This is a genomic window from Bacillus salacetis (assembly GCF_003581585.1).
Classification (GTDB): domain Bacteria; phylum Bacillota; class Bacilli; order Bacillales; family Bacillaceae_B; genus Rossellomorea; species Rossellomorea salacetis.
The window spans coordinates 1-15573 of record NZ_QXIR01000044.1 but is presented as its reverse complement, the minus strand read 5'-3'; the positions used below and the strand labels follow the sequence as shown (position 1 = coordinate 15573).

Annotated in this window: 22 protein-coding genes; 4 read left to right on the top strand and 18 right to left on the bottom strand. The window is 41.3% G+C overall.

Annotated features, from left to right (window positions below):
• Nucleotides 1-143 precede the first annotated feature (143 nt).
• The 5 genes from D3H55_RS21700 to rsgA all read right to left on the bottom strand — a co-directional run bounded on the left by D3H55_RS21700 (nt 144) and on the right by rsgA (nt 3242).
• On the bottom strand, nt 144-293 hold the full coding sequence (locus D3H55_RS21700; protein WP_119549406.1) for a YjcZ family sporulation protein: 150 nt from the start codon (nt 291-293) through the stop codon (nt 144-146).
• 291 nt (nt 294-584) lie between these two features.
• On the bottom strand, nt 585-1085 hold the full coding sequence (locus D3H55_RS21695; protein ID WP_119549405.1) for a PTS sugar transporter subunit IIA: 501 nt from the start codon (nt 1083-1085) through the stop codon (nt 585-587).
• Between the two features lie 39 nt (nt 1086-1124).
• Entirely contained in the window at nt 1125-1553 is a 429-nt protein-coding gene (msrB, locus tag D3H55_RS21690; RefSeq protein WP_119549404.1) for a peptide-methionine (R)-S-oxide reductase MsrB, read from the bottom strand.
• Nucleotides 1550-2092 carry a peptide-methionine (S)-S-oxide reductase MsrA gene (gene msrA / locus D3H55_RS21685; RefSeq protein ID WP_119549403.1) on the bottom strand — a complete coding sequence of 181 codons (543 nt, stop codon included), beginning with the start codon at nt 2090-2092 and terminating at the stop codon, nt 1550-1552. Before msrA ends, msrB begins: the two co-directional genes overlap by 4 nt.
• Before the next feature lie 88 nt (nt 2093-2180).
• Nucleotides 2181-3242 (bottom strand): ribosome small subunit-dependent GTPase A, encoded by a 1062-nt coding sequence (gene rsgA, locus D3H55_RS21680; protein WP_420808782.1) that lies wholly within the window; start codon nt 3240-3242, stop codon nt 2181-2183.
• A 537-nt stretch (nt 3243-3779) separates the two neighbouring features.
• On the opposite strand from rsgA, the gene D3H55_RS21675 reads away from it, so the two are divergent.
• Nucleotides 3780-4517: a DUF4397 domain-containing protein gene (locus D3H55_RS21675; protein WP_168413214.1), complete on the top strand. Its 738-nt coding sequence runs from the start codon at nt 3780-3782 to the stop codon at nt 4515-4517.
• A 128-nt stretch (nt 4518-4645) separates the two neighbouring features.
• On the opposite strand, the gene D3H55_RS21670 is transcribed toward D3H55_RS21675, so the two are convergent.
• The 3 genes from D3H55_RS21670 to D3H55_RS21660 all read right to left on the bottom strand — a co-directional run bounded on the left by D3H55_RS21670 (nt 4646) and on the right by D3H55_RS21660 (nt 7130).
• On the bottom strand, nt 4646-5224 hold the full coding sequence (locus tag D3H55_RS21670; RefSeq protein WP_119549401.1) for a YpmS family protein: 579 nt from the start codon (nt 5222-5224) through the stop codon (nt 4646-4648).
• Nucleotides 5224-6054, bottom strand: a complete 831-nt coding sequence (locus D3H55_RS21665) for an SGNH/GDSL hydrolase family protein (RefSeq protein WP_240628746.1) — start codon at nt 6052-6054, stop codon at nt 5224-5226. Before D3H55_RS21665 ends, D3H55_RS21670 begins: the two co-directional genes overlap by 1 nt.
• 98 nt (nt 6055-6152) lie before the next feature.
• The gene (locus D3H55_RS21660; protein WP_119549399.1) at nt 6153-7130 is read right to left on the bottom strand and encodes a nucleoside hydrolase; all 978 of its coding nucleotides are present in this window, start codon (nt 7128-7130) and stop codon (nt 6153-6155) included.
• A gap of 357 nt (nt 7131-7487) precedes the next feature.
• On the opposite strand from D3H55_RS21660, the gene D3H55_RS23895 reads away from it, so the two are divergent.
• Nucleotides 7488-7712 (top strand): hypothetical protein, encoded by a 225-nt coding sequence (locus D3H55_RS23895; protein ID WP_136035775.1) that lies wholly within the window; start codon nt 7488-7490, stop codon nt 7710-7712.
• A 36-nt stretch (nt 7713-7748) separates the two neighbouring features.
• Here the strand turns inward: D3H55_RS23895 and D3H55_RS21650 are convergent, their stop codons facing one another.
• The 3 genes from D3H55_RS21650 to D3H55_RS21640 all read right to left on the bottom strand — a co-directional run bounded on the left by D3H55_RS21650 (nt 7749) and on the right by D3H55_RS21640 (nt 10016).
• Entirely contained in the window at nt 7749-8591 is an 843-nt protein-coding gene (locus D3H55_RS21650; RefSeq protein WP_119549397.1) for a DegV family protein, read from the bottom strand.
• Between the two features lie 406 nt (nt 8592-8997).
• Nucleotides 8998-9246, bottom strand: coding sequence for a DUF2535 family protein (locus tag D3H55_RS21645; protein WP_119549396.1), 249 nt, complete (start codon nt 9244-9246; stop codon nt 8998-9000).
• 92 nt (nt 9247-9338) lie between these two features.
• Nucleotides 9339-10016 (bottom strand): SOS response-associated peptidase, encoded by a 678-nt coding sequence (locus D3H55_RS21640; RefSeq protein WP_276310260.1) that lies wholly within the window; start codon nt 10014-10016, stop codon nt 9339-9341.
• Between the two features lie 117 nt (nt 10017-10133).
• Between D3H55_RS21640 and D3H55_RS21635 the strand changes: the two genes are divergently transcribed.
• A complete protein-coding gene (locus D3H55_RS21635) occupies nt 10134-10367 on the top strand; it encodes a hypothetical protein (protein WP_119549394.1) in 234 nt (77 codons plus the stop codon).
• Nucleotides 10368-10448: 81 nt separating this feature from the next.
• Nucleotides 10449-11081 (top strand): PAQR family membrane homeostasis protein TrhA, encoded by a 633-nt coding sequence (gene trhA / locus D3H55_RS21630; RefSeq protein WP_119549393.1) that lies wholly within the window; start codon nt 10449-10451, stop codon nt 11079-11081.
• 56 nt (nt 11082-11137) lie between these two features.
• Here trhA and D3H55_RS21625 read toward each other — a convergent pair whose 3' ends face one another.
• The 7 genes from D3H55_RS21625 to D3H55_RS24770 form a co-directional block, all read right to left on the bottom strand.
• Nucleotides 11138-11458 (bottom strand): DUF3243 domain-containing protein, encoded by a 321-nt coding sequence (locus D3H55_RS21625; RefSeq protein WP_119549392.1) that lies wholly within the window; start codon nt 11456-11458, stop codon nt 11138-11140.
• 213 nt (nt 11459-11671) lie between these two features.
• Entirely contained in the window at nt 11672-12397 is a 726-nt protein-coding gene (locus tag D3H55_RS21620; RefSeq protein WP_240628743.1) for a lysophospholipid acyltransferase family protein, read from the bottom strand.
• 131 nt (nt 12398-12528) lie between these two features.
• Nucleotides 12529-13017 carry a dihydrofolate reductase gene (locus D3H55_RS21615; RefSeq protein ID WP_119549391.1) on the bottom strand — a complete coding sequence of 163 codons (489 nt, stop codon included), beginning with the start codon at nt 13015-13017 and terminating at the stop codon, nt 12529-12531.
• The gene (locus tag D3H55_RS21610; protein WP_119549390.1) at nt 13014-13808 is read right to left on the bottom strand and encodes a thymidylate synthase; all 795 of its coding nucleotides are present in this window, start codon (nt 13806-13808) and stop codon (nt 13014-13016) included. Before D3H55_RS21610 ends, D3H55_RS21615 begins: the two co-directional genes overlap by 4 nt.
• Before the next feature lie 12 nt (nt 13809-13820).
• Nucleotides 13821-14522, bottom strand: coding sequence for an anthrax toxin lethal factor-related metalloendopeptidase (locus D3H55_RS21605; RefSeq protein WP_119549389.1), 702 nt, complete (start codon nt 14520-14522; stop codon nt 13821-13823).
• Between the two features lie 207 nt (nt 14523-14729).
• Entirely contained in the window at nt 14730-15323 is a 594-nt protein-coding gene (locus tag D3H55_RS21600) for a YpjP family protein (RefSeq protein WP_119549388.1), read from the bottom strand.
• A gap of 56 nt (nt 15324-15379) precedes the next feature.
• Nucleotides 15380-15573, bottom strand: a 194-nt coding sequence (locus D3H55_RS24770) for a hypothetical protein (protein WP_205685517.1), incomplete at its 5' end; no start/stop codon positions are given.

Below are 15573 nucleotides of genomic sequence, written 5' to 3'. Positions count from 1 at the left end.
TTCTATCGGTCTTTACGTACTGCAGTTTCAATTTTATAATTTGGTTTGGAACGATTCTTTTATTTGTTATTTACTAAGTTCTTCGACTTATCCTCTAAACATGCCTTAATCAGCATCAATAATTACAAACTAACTCTTTAAATTCAGCATTTTGGAGCGTAGCAAACCGCACCGATGATGATTAATAAGATAAACAACACGACAATCAAGGCAAAACCGCCGCGATAGCCTGCACCGGCTACAGGGGCCGCAGGATAGGCATAGTAACAGCAATCGTCATATCCGCAATGCATCCATATCACTCCTCATTTTTCTGTACACCATAGTGTATGTAGCATCCGCCTATTTGGTTTATACTTCACTCCAAAATAGGCGTGAATGATTGTTGGATAGGGGATAAAATTGCAAAGCGTCCCTGATAAACACTATTTTAATCGAATTCCTATAGATTCTTCCCATATCATTTAGAATGACAATATCCTTGCTCTTGCCAATAACGATTAGAAGTGTAAAGAGTAATGACATTTTATGAACCGATACATTTATTAAGACATAAAAAAGAGCTGTATATCACAGCTCTTTAATCATTTTATAGATATGGTCATAACCTGACTTTGTGCAGCAGTTACGACACCCGCCTCTTCTTTTTTGATTTCCCCGAAGTCATCTCCATTTGTAAGGATGACGGGAGTGATCGTGCTTTTAGCTTTTTCTTTAACCAGGTCCATGTCAAACGTAACAAGGGGATCGCCTACTTTCACTTTCTTCCCTTCTGAGACATGGGTTTCAAATCCTTCACCATTCATCGAGACGGTTTCCAGGCCGATATGGATCAAGAGCTCGGCTCCGTTTTTCGCCTTGATTCCCACTGCATGTTTGGTTGGGAACACCTGGACGATTTCTCCTTCTACAGGAGAAACCACTTTCCCTTCTGCAGGGTCGATTGCTATTCCGTCACCCATCATCCTCTGTGAAAATACAGGGTCGGGGACTTCTTCAAGGCTCAGCATCTTTCCTGTAAGCGGTGAATGAACGTTAATGGATTCAGGTGTTTCTTCCTTTTTTCCAAATAATTTTTTCAGCATCTGAATCAGCCTTCCTTCATCATTAATGGGTGAGAATTATCATTTAAAGAGTTTATTATATTCGCCATATCCCTCTTTATCAAGGCTTTCCTTAGGAATGAACCTGAGTGCCGCTGAATTGATACAATATCTCAGCTTTGTCGGCCCTGGCCCATCATCAAATACGTGTCCCAGGTGGGAATCGGCGGATTTGCTCCTGACTTCTTTTCTGACCATGAAGTGGCTGTAATCCATTTTTTCTTCAATTTCTTCTTCTGTGATCGGCTTTGTGAAGCTTGGCCATCCACAGCCTGCATCATATTTATCCTTGCTGCTGAATAACGGTTCCCCGGAGACGATATCCACATAAATACCATCGCCGAATTCGTCCCAATATTCATTTTTGAATGGAGGTTCCGTCCCATTATTCTTCGTAACTTCATGCTGCATCGGTGTCAGGTCTTTTTTGGCATCGTCTTTATTCTTCATTGCTGCTCCCCCCAATGCTTTTGAGTAAATGCTTTTCTGCCAGAACCAATACTGTACCTTTGATAGTGTGAAGGGTTCTTTTTATAATATTGCTGATGATAATCTTCCGCTTCATAAAACTCTTTTGCAGGCAGGATTTTCGTCACGATTGGTTTTGAGAATTTACCGCTTGTTTCAAGGGCATCCTTCGACTGTTCTGCCGCCAGCCTTTGATCCTCATCATGGTAGAAGATTGCAGTTGTATAGGATTCTCCCCTGTCAAAGAACTGCCCTCCCGGATCTGTTGGATCTATTTGCTGCCAGTACAGCTCCAGCAATTTCTCATAAGGAAATAGTTCCGGGTCATACGTGATTTGGACGGCTTCATAGTGTCCTGTTGTTTCAGAACACACCTCGCGGTAGGTCGGATTCTCTTTATGTCCTCCGGTATAACCCGAAACCACTTTTATAATTCCCGGCATCTCCTCAAAAGGCTGGACCATGCACCAAAAGCAGCCGCCGGCAAATGTCGCTTTCCTTGACTGAGGCGTTTCCTTCATTACTCTCATCCTTTCTACTTACTCCATAACAATATTCCCTTTATTGAATAATTCTAACGTGATTTTGCAGATAGGTAAAAGAATAAGATCATTTGCGGCTTGCGCGGTTTTGGCCAATTTTCTTCCATTTCTTCCTTTCCAGTGATTGAAGCCGTTTGTCAGCTCTTCGTTTAGAGTATTCGATTTCCCTTAGCAGCTTTTGATAGCTCATATATCTTTCAGTTGACAATATCCCTTGATCAATGGCTTCCCGGATTGCGCATCCTGGTTCATCTTCATGGCTGCAATCACGGAATTTACACTCTTCGGCGAACTCTTCAATATCCTTGAATTGAGTCGATACCCCTTCAGAGCCTTCCCATAGCTGTAGTTCTCTCATACCGGGTGTATCGATAATGAAGGCTCCATTATCGAGCAGGAACATTTCCCTGTGGGTGGTTGTATGCTTCCCTCTGCTGTCTTTTTCCCTGATTTCCTTTACGGTCTGTACACTTTTTCCTATAAGCGTGTTTAAGAGGGTCGACTTCCCGACTCCAGAAGAACCCACCAGTGCGGCTGTTTTTCCTTCGGCCAGATAGTGCCCAAGCGCCTCGAACCCCTTTTGTTCAAACGATGATACAGGAAAAATCGGCACTCCCATTGCCACAGCTTCAACTTCGGATACTATATCCTCCAATTCATCAGTCAAGTCAGCCTTGCTAAGAATAATGACGGGAACAGCCCCGCTTTCCCAGCAAAGGAGCAGGTATCGTTCCAGTCTGTTCAGGTTTAAATCCGCATTCAATGAGGACACTATGAATAAATAGTCGATATTCGCAGCAATGATCTGCTCCTCTGCTTCATCCCCGGCTTTCTTCCTTGAAAATTTACTGGTCCGCGGTAAAAGCTTCTCGATCATTGCTTGATGATTGTCCAAAGGCTTGAACGCCACCCAATCACCGACTGCAGGCAGGTCCTCGGCAGTCTGGGTTTGATAGTAAAGCTTCCCTGTCAATCTTGCCTGAAACTCACCTTGGAGGGACAGAACTGTAAATATTCCTTTTTGCTGAGAGGTCACCCTCCCGACTTCAAGTGTATGATCATGTAATTCCATTGTCTTTTCACTAAATATCTTTTGTAATTGGTTCAAACTGTTTCCTCCTAGTTTCATCAGGTATACCTGAATTTGAATACAAAAAAACCATGGCGCCTGACACGGCCATGGTTTCTTATGCATATCAAAGAAAACAGTCAAGTAGTCTACTTCAACTGGTTAAAGAGATATATCCGCACATTGAAAACAGGCCGTGTCATTAGAAATTGAGATAGATTGATATTCAGCATTACTCATAACACATCACCTGCTTTCATTATTATAGATTCAATTATGGATGACTTTACCACATAAAGCAATAGGTTTTTATCAGAAAAAAATTAAAATTCAGGAAGCACAACAGCCAGCGTGAGGTAAATGAAGAGTTTTTAACTCTTTCTAACGATTAACCCAGTATGTCATTAAGTTACACCTTAGCGGATACCACTCAGTATGAGGCAATTCAGGCAGGTACTTTATTTTCCCTTGTAATCTCTTGACGTAAATGTTGCTGCGCTCAATGCGGCAGCACCCTTCTTTAGAATAGGTGATTTCACCAATTTTCAAATCATTGCATAGTGTATTGGAGAAAATTCAATATTAGGAGAGAGACTTATGAATCACAGAGAAGCCCATCTTCAAAAAGCTGCTATGTATGATTTATTATCGATGTTCTACAAATACTCCAATCCCGGCCTTCACATTCATTACTATCAAAAACATATAAAGTATATGCAAAAAGCCCTGAACAGCACGGGAACCAGACAGCAGGACCGGCCCGCACAGGTCAGGGTACTGCATGCAGTTCCTGATGCCCCGGACGTTGACGTGTATGTTAATGGAAATATGGTATTGAGCGACGTCGCATTCAAGGATATCAGTGGATTCATGCCTCTTCCAGCAGGGTCCTACCATATTGATATCTACCCTGCAGGAACCAGTGTAAGTACAGTCATAAGCAAAAAAGTAACTGTTGAAGAAGGGAAAATATATACCCTTGCCGCAGCAGGAAGAGGCAGTAAACTTCAGCTCCTCCCTTATGTAACAGATCCTTTTGTGCCCTCAGGGGAAACGAAAGTCAGATTCATCCATTTGTCACCAAATGCACCTGCTGTAGATATAGCTGTAACAAAAGGGGATGTCATCTTCCCGAAGGTGTCCTTCAAGCAGGCGACTGATTACCTTGGGCTTACTCCTATGACGGTGAACCTTGAAGTGAGGCCAGCCGGCACCAAGGACACCGTATTATCTGTACCTGACGTAACCCTCCAACCAAACCAGGTGTATACAATATTTGCAGTAGGTCTGCTCGGTGAATCACCGGAACTCGAAGCACTTCTGGTCAAGGGCTGAACACCTTGAAACAAATAAGAAAACCTGTCCCGATAATCGTCTTGAAAAGACAATCAAGGGGACAGGTTTTCTTGAAACTATACTGTTCGTCCTGCTGGATGCTCCTCGTAGAAGCAGGAACGAACCTTTTATTCAACCGGAACAAGCATATCAAATACAATGTCATCATTCTTCAAATCGAACGTCTCTGCACGAACCTGCAAATCACTCTTCATTTCCAGATTTTGCAGCGATACATAAATCAATTCATCATCAGGCTGAATCTTGACCCATTCTGGAAAGTTGTATGAATCTCTTATGATCTTTAATACATGTGAAACGGGAAGCTTCAAAGCACCTACAGAAATGGAGTTTTGCTTTAAAAGCAAGTCTCCGTTATCCAACGCTTTGGCTTCAAACGTCATCTTAAAATTGATCTCGCTTGTAAAGACAGGAACAGACCCATTCAGTTCTACATTATCATTCAAGACCACCGAGTAATCAACAGGCCCTTTAAGCCCTTCTTCTTCAATATAATGATCGATCATTTGGTTCAAATCGCTTTTTGACGCCCTTATCTGGAAGGCGACATTCTCTCTCTCTTCAAGGTTTTCTCCAGGCAGTTCATCATCTTCAATAGGGATCATCAACAAAACGGCTGCGAACAGAAGCACCAAAATGTTAAGTCCAAGAAGAGTGAAAAAGCCTGTCTTCCATCTGTTTCTCATTATTCCAGCCCCTCTTCCCTGACAATAAATTCACTTTGAGTTAACTCTGCTAACGTTTCCCGTTCTGTCAACTCCTCAAACATCCTCTTTGCCATTAATTCGTATCCTTCATCGTTGGGGTGAAAATAGTCTTCCTCAAATAGAAGGCTCTCTTTCCCTTCAATAAAAATATCATTCACTGAAATAAAGGCACTCTGCCCAAATCCTTCCAGTACATCCTCACTCAACCTATTCCAATTCAAAATGATTTCATCGACTTCTTTTATCTCTGAAAACCAGGTGTTGAAGGGATTATAGATTCCTATCAATACGATGCCTGTCTCAGCGTTATAAGAGCGGATGAGCTTCAACAATTCATAAAGGCGGTCTCCGTATTTATCCATTTCATTATTAAATACAGCCAGATTCAAATCATAAATATTTTCCTTAAAGACCTTCATTACATCGTTGCCGCCAATCGTGATGATCACCACATCAGATTCTTCGATGGCACTTTTTATATCATCATTTTTCAACCTTTTTAATAGTTGATCAGTCCGATTCCCTCTAACTCCATAGTTTGAAAACTCAGCCTGTTTGACAGCATCCAGGCCTTCAAGGCTTTCCTTTAGATAAGGGACATATCCTCCGCTTTTGGTGCTGTCGCCTACACCCTGAGTCAATGAGTCTCCTATGGATACAACTTTCAAGTCTTTTGGAATGAAATCAGCTGGAGGCTGTTCCTTTTCGAGTAAGGTAAGAGCCGATTCGGGATGTGAAGTGAATTCAGAACCGGAACACCCAGAAATAAGAAATAGGATCAAAAAGAGAGAGAAGAGTAGTTTCCTCATTTGCACCATCTCCTCTCATTTTACTGCTATTATATCATGGGAGTTAATTCAAATGCGTCCTTTTCACTTTTCAGCATGCCTTATTTCCTTTTGACTACCTATAATTCTTTACGGTTTGGCGGATTTTTAAACGCCTTGAACACATCCTGGATAAAGTCCCGATAATCAAAATTGACAGCAACATTATGAACTTTCCAATTTTCCTTCTCGCTGCTGTCCCTGAAATCGCCGGTGCTCTGCCCAAATGTGGATCCAATATTCACTTCAATTTTTACAGGGACTTGGACAAACTCCATGTCAGCCCCCGGCTTAAGCGCCCAAATCGCCAGAAGGTCATGCAGAGGACTCCCGGCGATTTTCGGATATGTTTTCTTGTAAAAACTTTGGTAATAATCGACCAATGGCTTAATGATGGCTCCAGCCTTATCACCTGTCTGCTTAAAATACATGTCAAGATCATTTATCATTTCAGGAGTGAAAATCGCATATTTTGTTACATCCAGAGGAACAATGTATGTCGGCTTGGGTGAAAGCTGCAGAACAATATGAGCAGCATAAGGATCACCGTAAATATTGGCTTCTGCTGCCGGGGTGATATTTCCGGGAACTCCAAATGCACCTCCCATGAGATAAAAATCTTTCACAAGCTTCATAGTTTCGGGATAGAGGATGAAAGCTGCCGCCAAGGAAGTAAGCCTCCCTGCACTGTAGATCGTTATATCATGCTGATACTTTGTGATTATATCCCTCACTTCATGAAAGTTTTCGAGCAAGGATTCATTTGCTGCATAATTATCCGGGACAATTGGCCCCAGCCCTGCAACCCCATGGATTTCGGGAAAGTATTGAGGCGGTTCGCCGGTAAGGGGAGAAACAGCACCGCCTACGACCGGCCTTATTTCACCAGTCAATGCTTGCAGATACTCCACATTCTTCAGTGCTGACTGTTTGGAAACATTTCCATAGTCAGCGACTACTCCTACTATTTCAATTTCTTCCGTGTAGTAAGCATAAAGGAGGGCAATCACGTCATCGACTCCGAAATCAGAAAACAACAACACCTTTTTTCCCGCCATAGAAATTCACTCCCGACTTGTATGCTGTGTTCTTTCATTACCTTCTGAACTTGATGAATTTCAACATAAGAGATTGCCAGTATCCCAGAACCTTTTTGTGTTGCTTTTAATAAATGAGGAAAGTGATGTTGCGACTGATCCTTCCCCAACAAATACTGAGAGGAAAAAATTTCTGAAGCAGTATCTTACCCGGCCATATCAGAAATTCCAATTTCACTTCAGGAACGCAGCTCTTTTGCATATACAGCAGCAAGGTTTTGGAAAAGACCTATCTTTATATATTGTTAGTCTGTCAGGAGTTGTGTTATTCATAGGCGGCTGTATTTTCAAGGAAAAAAATGCCACGAGCCAATCGATGTGCTTCAACATCAACAACCGGCAAACGGTAAGATCCGGGTGGATTATACCGGGCAGGACAAACTGACTTTTTCCCAAGTCATAACCATCCATCAGTCAATCTTATCTATACTTCGCGCCACCCGGTATTCCAGATTTTCTGGAATTCATCCCATGCTGCCTGCAGGCGCGGGAGATCCGCAGTTGATAAGTGGATGGGTGTATTCACAAATTGATCAGGAATAAAGAAAAGGAAGGATCCGTCCGGACCCTTCCTTTTCTTTATTCAGTGTAATACATGAATCCGATTGCCCCAGCTCCTGTGTGGGTACTAATGATCGGCGTAGTTTCTTCTATTTCGATTGCGTCAAATCCCGTTAACTCAATAATCCTGCTCCTTAATTTCTGTGCAAGGTCCAATCCATCTGCATGAACCAAACCAACACCACGGATCGTTTTGCCCTTTACATCCTCCACAAACTGGGCAGCCAAGTACTTAACCACTTGAGAATGGCTTCTGACCTTCGTGACTGGTGTATATTCTCCACCCGCCAAAGAGGCTATCGGCTTAATATTGAGAAGTGAACCGATCAGGGCCCTTCCTTTACCGATCCTTCCGCCTTTAACCAAATTTTCGAGTGTATCGACGACTACAAAAAGGTTCGTTTCACTTCTAATGTGATCCAGTTTTGCGAGGATGTCTTCCAGTGATTTTCCATCTGCAGCCATTTTAGCTGCTTCTATCACTTGAAATGATAGAGCTTTTGATATAAACCGGGAATCTATCACTTTTACATTCGAAGTGCTCATTTCAGCAGCAGTTTCGGCAGATCTTACTGTACCGCTCATATTTCCCGTCATATGTATAGAAAGCACAGTGCTTCCATCGCTGCCCAGTTCATCATACAATTGGACAAACTCCCCTGCAGGGGGCTGAGAACTCTTAGGAAGTTCACTGGAGTCCTTCATCTTCTCCAGAAACTCCTTCGGCGTTATATCGACTCTGTCAAGATACGTTTCCCCTTCAATAGAAATGGAAAGAGGCACGACATGGATTCCATACTTTTCAATCTCATCCTTTGAAAGATCGACAGTTGAGTCTGTTACGATTTTAATTTCTGTCATTTCCACACATCCTTGTTTACATATGCTTGTATTATACCTTGTTATGCAAACGTTTAAAAATGATTTCAAGTACAAGCCAAAGATTTTTTCACATAAGAGTTTAATCTTATTAATTTATTCATAAAAAGGACACTTTTAATAACGCTCTTTTCGTAAGTTTTGTTACTATTCAATATAAATTTCAAATCCTATCCTGGTAAATCAACACCAAAACCCCGGTGAGCAGGAAAGGAAACGTTCTTTTAAGGGAATAAAACCTTGGTCCCAAGCATAAGCAAAGCTGTTCAAAGATTCCGTTGCGGCCGAAAGCCATGACTTACGGCCGCAAAAGGAACCGCTGATACTACAATAAATATGTACAAAAAAGAAGCAGCAGCTCTTGGCTGTGCTCCGGTTCCAAAACAGCTTATGCATTATTCTTTAATTCTACGGTATGATAGATACTTTGGTATTCAGGCCACTTCAGATGCTTTTTTAAATGATCACGGAAACTGAATACTTTTTTCTTTGGATTTCGATCAATTTCCATCATGAACAACTGAAGCCTTCTGCTGACTTTAAAGTAAAGCGGGTTATCCTGGGCCATAACTGGAATGTCTGAGATCCTTACCTTCTGTCCATAACAATTTTTGAACTCAAGGCTTTTTAGTAACAAAATATCAATCCTCTTTTTCACCCGTTTATACTATTATTATACCCTAAAGTTCACAAAAAAAGGCTGTAATGTTCATGATCCATCAAATTTTCTTATGACAAATTCTGCATTGGTTCCACACATGATCTGAAATCATTCCTTGGTGAATTCACACTATCCGAAACCTTATAAACAGTCATTTCTTCAGCAGGCATTGGCTCTAACAGGTGTTTCACTTCACTAAATGAGTACTCTCCTGTCGACAGCCACCTGTTGATATCATCCTCCCCCTTAAGGATGACAGGCATACGGTCATGAACCGGTCTGACCAGGTCATTTGCAGCTGTTGTCAGGATTGCCGATGATACAATAGATGAATCTTCATTCTCCTGCCTGTCCCATAGTCCTGCAAAAGCGAAGGGTTCTTTGTTCTTTAGCATAAAACGATGTGGGTGCTTCTTTCCATCCTTTCTTTCCCATTCATAGAAACTGTCAGCCAAAATGACTGTTCTTCGTTTGTTCAGAAGATGCTTGAAACTGGCCTTTTCTTCCAATGATTCACTTCTTGCATTAATAAGAGGCTTCCACTTCCCCGGATTCTTAACCCAGAAAGGGATAAGCCCCCATTGTATAGGACCGGCCCTTCTCTTTCCTTTACTTGAAATCAATGATAATACGATCTGGGACGGCGCCACATTGAACCGGGGTGCCCACTCATCGACAACTTCATCAATGAGAAACTGTTCAACCAACTCTTCAATAGGCACTGTCAGTGTAAATCTTCCGCACAAGATTACCCCTTCCCTTCAACTTATTGTGAATGACAATTGTATTTATTTAAATATATAACACATATTATATAAGAATTTAATGAAAAGACCTACTATTGCAAGGGGAGTGTGCGATCAATGGACTTTGAACTTGAAGCTTTGGATAGTGAATCACCTGTGGTGGTCACAATCGATCCTGAGAATGGAATTTATACAATCCGGAAGAGTGATACAAGCGGTGAGGTCTTTAATACTGCAGAAGAACTGCATGCCTGGTATAAGACGCATCTCAATCCAATGCTTTTCTCCTCTCAAACCGAGTACGCACAAGGATTGGCCTGGATGGAAAATATTATTGCCCGCGAATTATAATTGAGGCAGGCCCTCTATTATTTGCCATATTTCGAGCCCCATATTATGATAAAACAATAATGAAGAAGGAGGTGCAATTGATTGGCCTTTGATTATACAAATTGGAAAGAGGAAATTGCGAATGCCATCACTCATGGAATCGGTTTCCTCCTAAGTATTCCGGCACTGGTGATGCTGATTTTGGCAGCAGTTGAAAAAGGAACTGCATGGCATGTTGTAAGCTATACGATTTTCGGGGTCTCCATGCTCCTCCTATACCTGTTTTCTACAATGCTTCACAGCTGCAGGCCGTCCAAACTAAAGAAGCTGTTTGCCATCCTGGACCATTCAGCGATTTATCTGCTGATTGCCGGTACTTATACACCGTTTATGTTAGTCAGCTTTCGGACCCCTTTAGGATGGACGATTTTTGGGATCATTTGGGCTTTGGCAATCGCTGGGATCGTCTTCAAATGTTACTTTGTGGATAAGTATCAAATCATTTCAACACTCGTTTATTTATTAATGGGTTGGCTGATTGTTATAGCCATTAAACCTCTATACGAAATCTTGAGTCCCTCAGGATTTACACTGCTGCTAATGGGCGGGATTTTCTATTCCATCGGAGCCTTTTTCTATGTATGGAACAAATTGCCCTTTAATCACGCCATCTGGCATGTATTTGTTCTGGCCGGCAGTTCCTTCATGTATTTCTGTGTACTATTCTATGTATAAAAAGAAGCCCTCTGAGGACAGAAATGCTGTCCACAAAGAGCTTCTTTTTTCTTTCATCAGGACACCAGCTTCACAAGCATGTGAGAAAGCATGTGCTGCTCTTCTTTGTCTCCTGCTTTCCATAGTTCATACAATAGTTTCTCTTCACGGTTTTTCGGTTCTTCATGTTTTGCCAGATAATCGCCGACTTTTTGTGCTGCTCTAGCCTTTTGCTCTTCATTCAATCCTAACTTATCCGCTTTATCGACCTTATCACCTAAGTAAGATTTAAAACTCTCGAAGTTGGACAGAATGTCTTCTTTTTTATCCTCTGACATGCTTGAAAGACGATCATCCACTTTGTTACCCATCTTGCTGTCATTTGTATTGTGTTCCATTCTCTCTCATCTCCTTTTGAATAATTGTTACAGTGTCTATATTCCCCGTGTCTAAGAGGTTAAACCAGTGAAAGCACACTGAGAAAATAATCATTTGGAAATGAAGACTTGAGAGTAATGAACAGGATGATTGTCTCTGTACCATGGCATGTGGCCCTTATTTATATCTGAATTATCACTATGCCTGAACACCGGAAGCGTGGCAAACCTTCATCAAGACGCCTTGTTAATTGTCCTGCCTGTTATAATCTCCTGGATATAGTCCGCCAATTCCCTGGGGGTTTTTCCTTGATATTCCTCATGCACAACAGGAGGCAGGATATCGATCATTACATAAGCTGGTTTCAACCCTGTTGTTTGATTTTCAAAGATGTCTGCCGTTCCCCTTAATTGAATGGGCACAATTGGGACCCTTGCTTCAAGAGCAACCCTGAAGGCACCTGTTTTAAAGGGATGCATCCCTTTCCCTTTATTCCTTGTTCCCTCGGGAAACACAACCAGGGAATGGCCATTCTTTAGTTTGGCAATACACTCCTTTATAGAAAGGACTGCCTGGCGTTTATCTTTCCTGTCAACAAAGACACAATTCATTATCGTCATCCACTGGCTTATGACGGGAACCTTTTGAACTTCAACTTTAGAAAGAAATCCAAATGGCTTTTCTATATATCCCAATAGAACTGGTATATCAAAATCTCCTTCATGATTGGAAACAAATAAGACGGGGCCAGCCGGGATATTGGTTTCACCTGTTATACCAACCGTCGTTCCTGTCCGGACAATGATTCCTTTTGCCCACTTTTTTGCCATCGAATGCCTGATGACATCCATCTCCTCTACTGAACCATGCTGGGAAAGCTTTTTCATTCTTGTCAGGTTTGGAATGCTATAAATGAGATATGAGACCATAAACAACAATACATAGACGAATCGGAACATCCTTGAACCCCTTTCAATTAACCTTCTCTATAATTATAGCTTTTTCATACGGAAAACGATCTTTTTCTTTGTATACATTTTTACCGAAACGCGAAAAAGCAGACCTGTAACAGGCCTGCCAGCTTGATTGGTTATGATTTCTTCTCATAAATTTCAAAAACATAGTGATATGGATTCTGCTCGTTTTCAATTCCCTGCTGAGTGGAAATCAGTTGATAGTCGTCCCAGTCCAATTCAGGAAAAAAAGTATCGCCTTCAAATGTTTCATAAATCCTGGTAACGTAGAGCTTGTCAGCAAACGGAATGAATTTCTTGAAGATTTCAGCTCCGCCGGTAACCATGACTTCTACTTCCTTTTCTTCAGCATAATGGAGGACATCCTCTATCTCATGATAAACAATGCAGCCCTCTGCTTCATAAGAAACATCCCTCGTCAGAACGATGTTTTCCCTGCCAGGCAGCGGTTTCCCGATTGATTCAAATGTCTTTCTGCCCATCACGATCGGGTGGCCCATGGTCTTCTCTTTAAAAAATTTCAGGTCTTCCGGGATTCTCCAAGGAAGCTTGTTTTCGTATCCAATAACTCCATTTTCGTCCATTGCCCAAATAAAAGATATCATACACTTACCACTCCTTTAATATGAGGGTGCGGATCGTAATCTTCAAGTGTGAAATCATCGTAGCTGTAACTGAAGATATCCTTCACGTCCTTGTTAATGCGGATGGAAGGGAGCTTGCGTGGCTCTCTCGTCAGTTGAAGCTTAACCTGTTCAAGATGATTTTGATAGATGTGAACATCTCCAAATGTGTGTACGAATTCTCCAGGCTCCAAGTCACAAACATTTGCAATCATCATCGTCAATAAAGCATAAGATGCGATATTGAATGGCACTCCAAGGAATACATCAGCAGAGCGCTGGTACAACTGGCAGGACAACTTGCCATCTGCCACATAGAACTGGAATAGACAGTGACATGGAGGAAGCGCCATTTTGTCAATCTCAGGAACATTCCATGCATTAACGATCAACCTTCTAGAATCAGGATTTTTCTTAATGTTCTCAATCAGCTCGGAAATTTGATCGATGGTTTCTCCATCGGCTCCCTGCCAGGAACGCCACTGCTTACCATATACCGGGCCTAAATCCCCTGTTTCGTCCGCCCATTCATTCCAAATCCGTACACCATTGTCCTGCAGATATTTAATATTGGTGTCTCCGTTCAAGAACCACAGCAATTCATGAATGATGGATTTCACGTGCAGCTTCTTTGTGGTCAGCAACGGGAAGCCTTCACTTAAATCAAAGCGCATTTGATAACCAAAAGTGCTGATTGTTCCTGTGCCGGTACGATCTCCCTTTTCTATCCCATTCTCTAAAACATGTTCACATAATTTAAGGTATTGTTTCATGTCGTTCCCCTTTTACATAGATTCCAATTCTTTGAAGAACTGGTATGTTGCCGGCGCTTTTTCTTTCAATTCTTTTTTGGTTTTCATGTTCAAGAAATACATAGCAAATGTTTCAGCGAAATACTCTTCTTTGTAATTCAAAAAATAGTCTTCTTCCTGGAATAGAAAATTGGCTTCCTGTTTCCAAACAAGAGTAAATTTCATTTTATGATAAATTTCATCAAGAACATATCGATCAATGCTGTGAGCCAATTCATGGAGCTCCAAATTGACTGATCCATGGCCCGCACCTTTTTCGCTATGTCCAATTTTAACCAAAACAAGCTGGGAACCCCCTATACCGGGAACTTCATCCCATGTTCTTTCTGTATTAGTGTACCCTCTCGGAGTGATTCCTTTCAAGTGTTGAGTCGTAGGGAAATTTGTTAAATTGTCCTGAAATAATCGAACCATTATCCCTTCAGCTTTCACCTGGTGAAGAAGCTCAGCAGGCAGGTGATCGAGACGGTAGATGATCAACCTGGCCTCATCCTCATCATAAGTATCCCTGGGCAATAATATTATATCTTCAAGAATGCTGGATTGTAATGTTAGATCATTTTTGATAGGAGCATCTTCGAGTAGTACTCCTGGATAATCAGGAGATATATTCTGAAAAATGAAAAAGACTCCTGCACAGATAGCAGTGACAAGTAATGAAATTTTGGGATACATAAGACTGTCACCCTTCCGCTGCATGATATTTATAGATCTTGTTTATTACCTCTATGAAACTATCATAACATATATTACAATAATGTTATTTTGTTAGTTTTTAGAAAAATACAATTAATTGGATGTTTTACGGCTTTTTATCAATATTTTAAAATAGTTTTGAGAAGTAAAAAAACAAGGATGTGATCATCCTTGTTTTCTATCATTCTATGAAAGGCTGCTCCATTGCGGAGGCACATTTTTATCCCAGTAGATATCCCCCAGGCTGTGATGTTCCTGGAAGTTATCAAGACTGGTGTGATAGTGAAAATTAAAATAGTAACCGTCTAGGGGAGGGTGATCCCTTCTGACATGGAATCTAATGATATCTTCCCCGCTGCGCTCATCATAAATATGAAAGATCTTCTCACTTTTAGCGTATTCCGGCACTTCGGAAATCGTCAGGAAAGAAAGCTCATTTCCATTAAATTTCTTTGTTGTCTCTTCAATGGCCGCTTGAATTTTCGGCAGGATAATGGACTGAAATTCATCTTCTATTACAGGTTTGATCTTTCTGCCAAATTTGATATATGCCTGATTCTCAGCCTCTGTAAGCATCTGCTGAACAAAAAGCCCGTGATCAATTTCAACTTCTTCCGCAGCTTCTGCCGCCTCTGTCTGGCTGTGAAGGCTGGAGGCCGCCTTGCTGTCAGATTTATTTAAATTCTCATTTTCATTAAGAAATGCCTGCGAAGGAGTGACCAATCCGAATGTTAGGATCGATATCAGGACGACAAACGATTTCCTCATCCAGTTAGACATCAGGAATTCTTCCTTTCTATATGTATTTCTCTTTTTCATTATACATATATAGACGGTTAAAAGGTCAAAAAGGTTTCGAAAATTTTATGAAGGATATTAATTCGGTAATATGGTACTATATTAAAAGAACTTGTATAGAGGAGGAGTAAAATGAGCGTCGAGATAATGGTTACGATCGGCTTCTTGCTTTTGCTGTTATATTTTGTTTCCCTTACCATTACAGATTGAGCAAAAATACTTAACAGAAAAC

Bases quoted from the DNA above. Each gene is read 5' to 3' on its own strand.
- D3H55_RS21625 (WP_119549392.1), bottom strand. From the start codon at position 11,458: ATGGAACACAATACAAATGACAGCAAGATGGGTAACAAAGTGGATGAT.
- D3H55_RS21635 (WP_119549394.1), top strand. From the start codon at position 10,134: ATGGACTTTGAACTTGAAGCTTTGGATAGTGAATCACCTGTGGTGGTC.
- D3H55_RS21600 (WP_119549388.1), bottom strand. From the start codon at position 15,323: ATGTCTAACTGGATGAGGAAATCGTTTGTCGTCCTGATATCGATCCTA.
- D3H55_RS21605 (WP_119549389.1), bottom strand. From the start codon at position 14,522: ATGTATCCCAAAATTTCATTACTTGTCACTGCTATCTGTGCAGGAGTC.
- D3H55_RS21700 (WP_119549406.1), bottom strand. From the start codon at position 293: ATGCATTGCGGATATGACGATTGCTGTTACTATGCCTATCCTGCGGCC.
- D3H55_RS21620 (WP_240628743.1), bottom strand. From the start codon at position 12,397: ATGTTCCGATTCGTCTATGTATTGTTGTTTATGGTCTCATATCTCATT.
- D3H55_RS21670 (WP_119549401.1), bottom strand. From the start codon at position 5,224: ATGAGAAACAGATGGAAGACAGGCTTTTTCACTCTTCTTGGACTTAAC.
- D3H55_RS21650 (WP_119549397.1), bottom strand. From the start codon at position 8,591: ATGACAGAAATTAAAATCGTAACAGACTCAACTGTCGATCTTTCAAAG.
- D3H55_RS21675 (WP_168413214.1), top strand. From the start codon at position 3,780: ATGAATCACAGAGAAGCCCATCTTCAAAAAGCTGCTATGTATGATTTA.
- D3H55_RS21665 (WP_240628746.1), bottom strand. From the start codon at position 6,054: ATGAGGAAACTACTCTTCTCTCTCTTTTTGATCCTATTTCTTATTTCT.
- D3H55_RS21610 (WP_119549390.1), bottom strand. From the start codon at position 13,808: ATGAAACAATACCTTAAATTATGTGAACATGTTTTAGAGAATGGGATA.
- D3H55_RS21660 (WP_119549399.1), bottom strand. From the start codon at position 7,130: ATGGCGGGAAAAAAGGTGTTGTTGTTTTCTGATTTCGGAGTCGATGAC.
- D3H55_RS21615 (WP_119549391.1), bottom strand. From the start codon at position 13,017: ATGATATCTTTTATTTGGGCAATGGACGAAAATGGAGTTATTGGATAC.
- rsgA (WP_420808782.1), bottom strand. From the start codon at position 3,242: ATGAAACTAGGAGGAAACAGTTTGAACCAATTACAAAAGATATTTAGT.
- msrA (WP_119549403.1), bottom strand. From the start codon at position 2,092: ATGAAGGAAACGCCTCAGTCAAGGAAAGCGACATTTGCCGGCGGCTGC.
- D3H55_RS21695 (WP_119549405.1), bottom strand. From the start codon at position 1,085: ATGCTGAAAAAATTATTTGGAAAAAAGGAAGAAACACCTGAATCCATT.
- msrB (WP_119549404.1), bottom strand. From the start codon at position 1,553: ATGAAGAATAAAGACGATGCCAAAAAAGACCTGACACCGATGCAGCAT.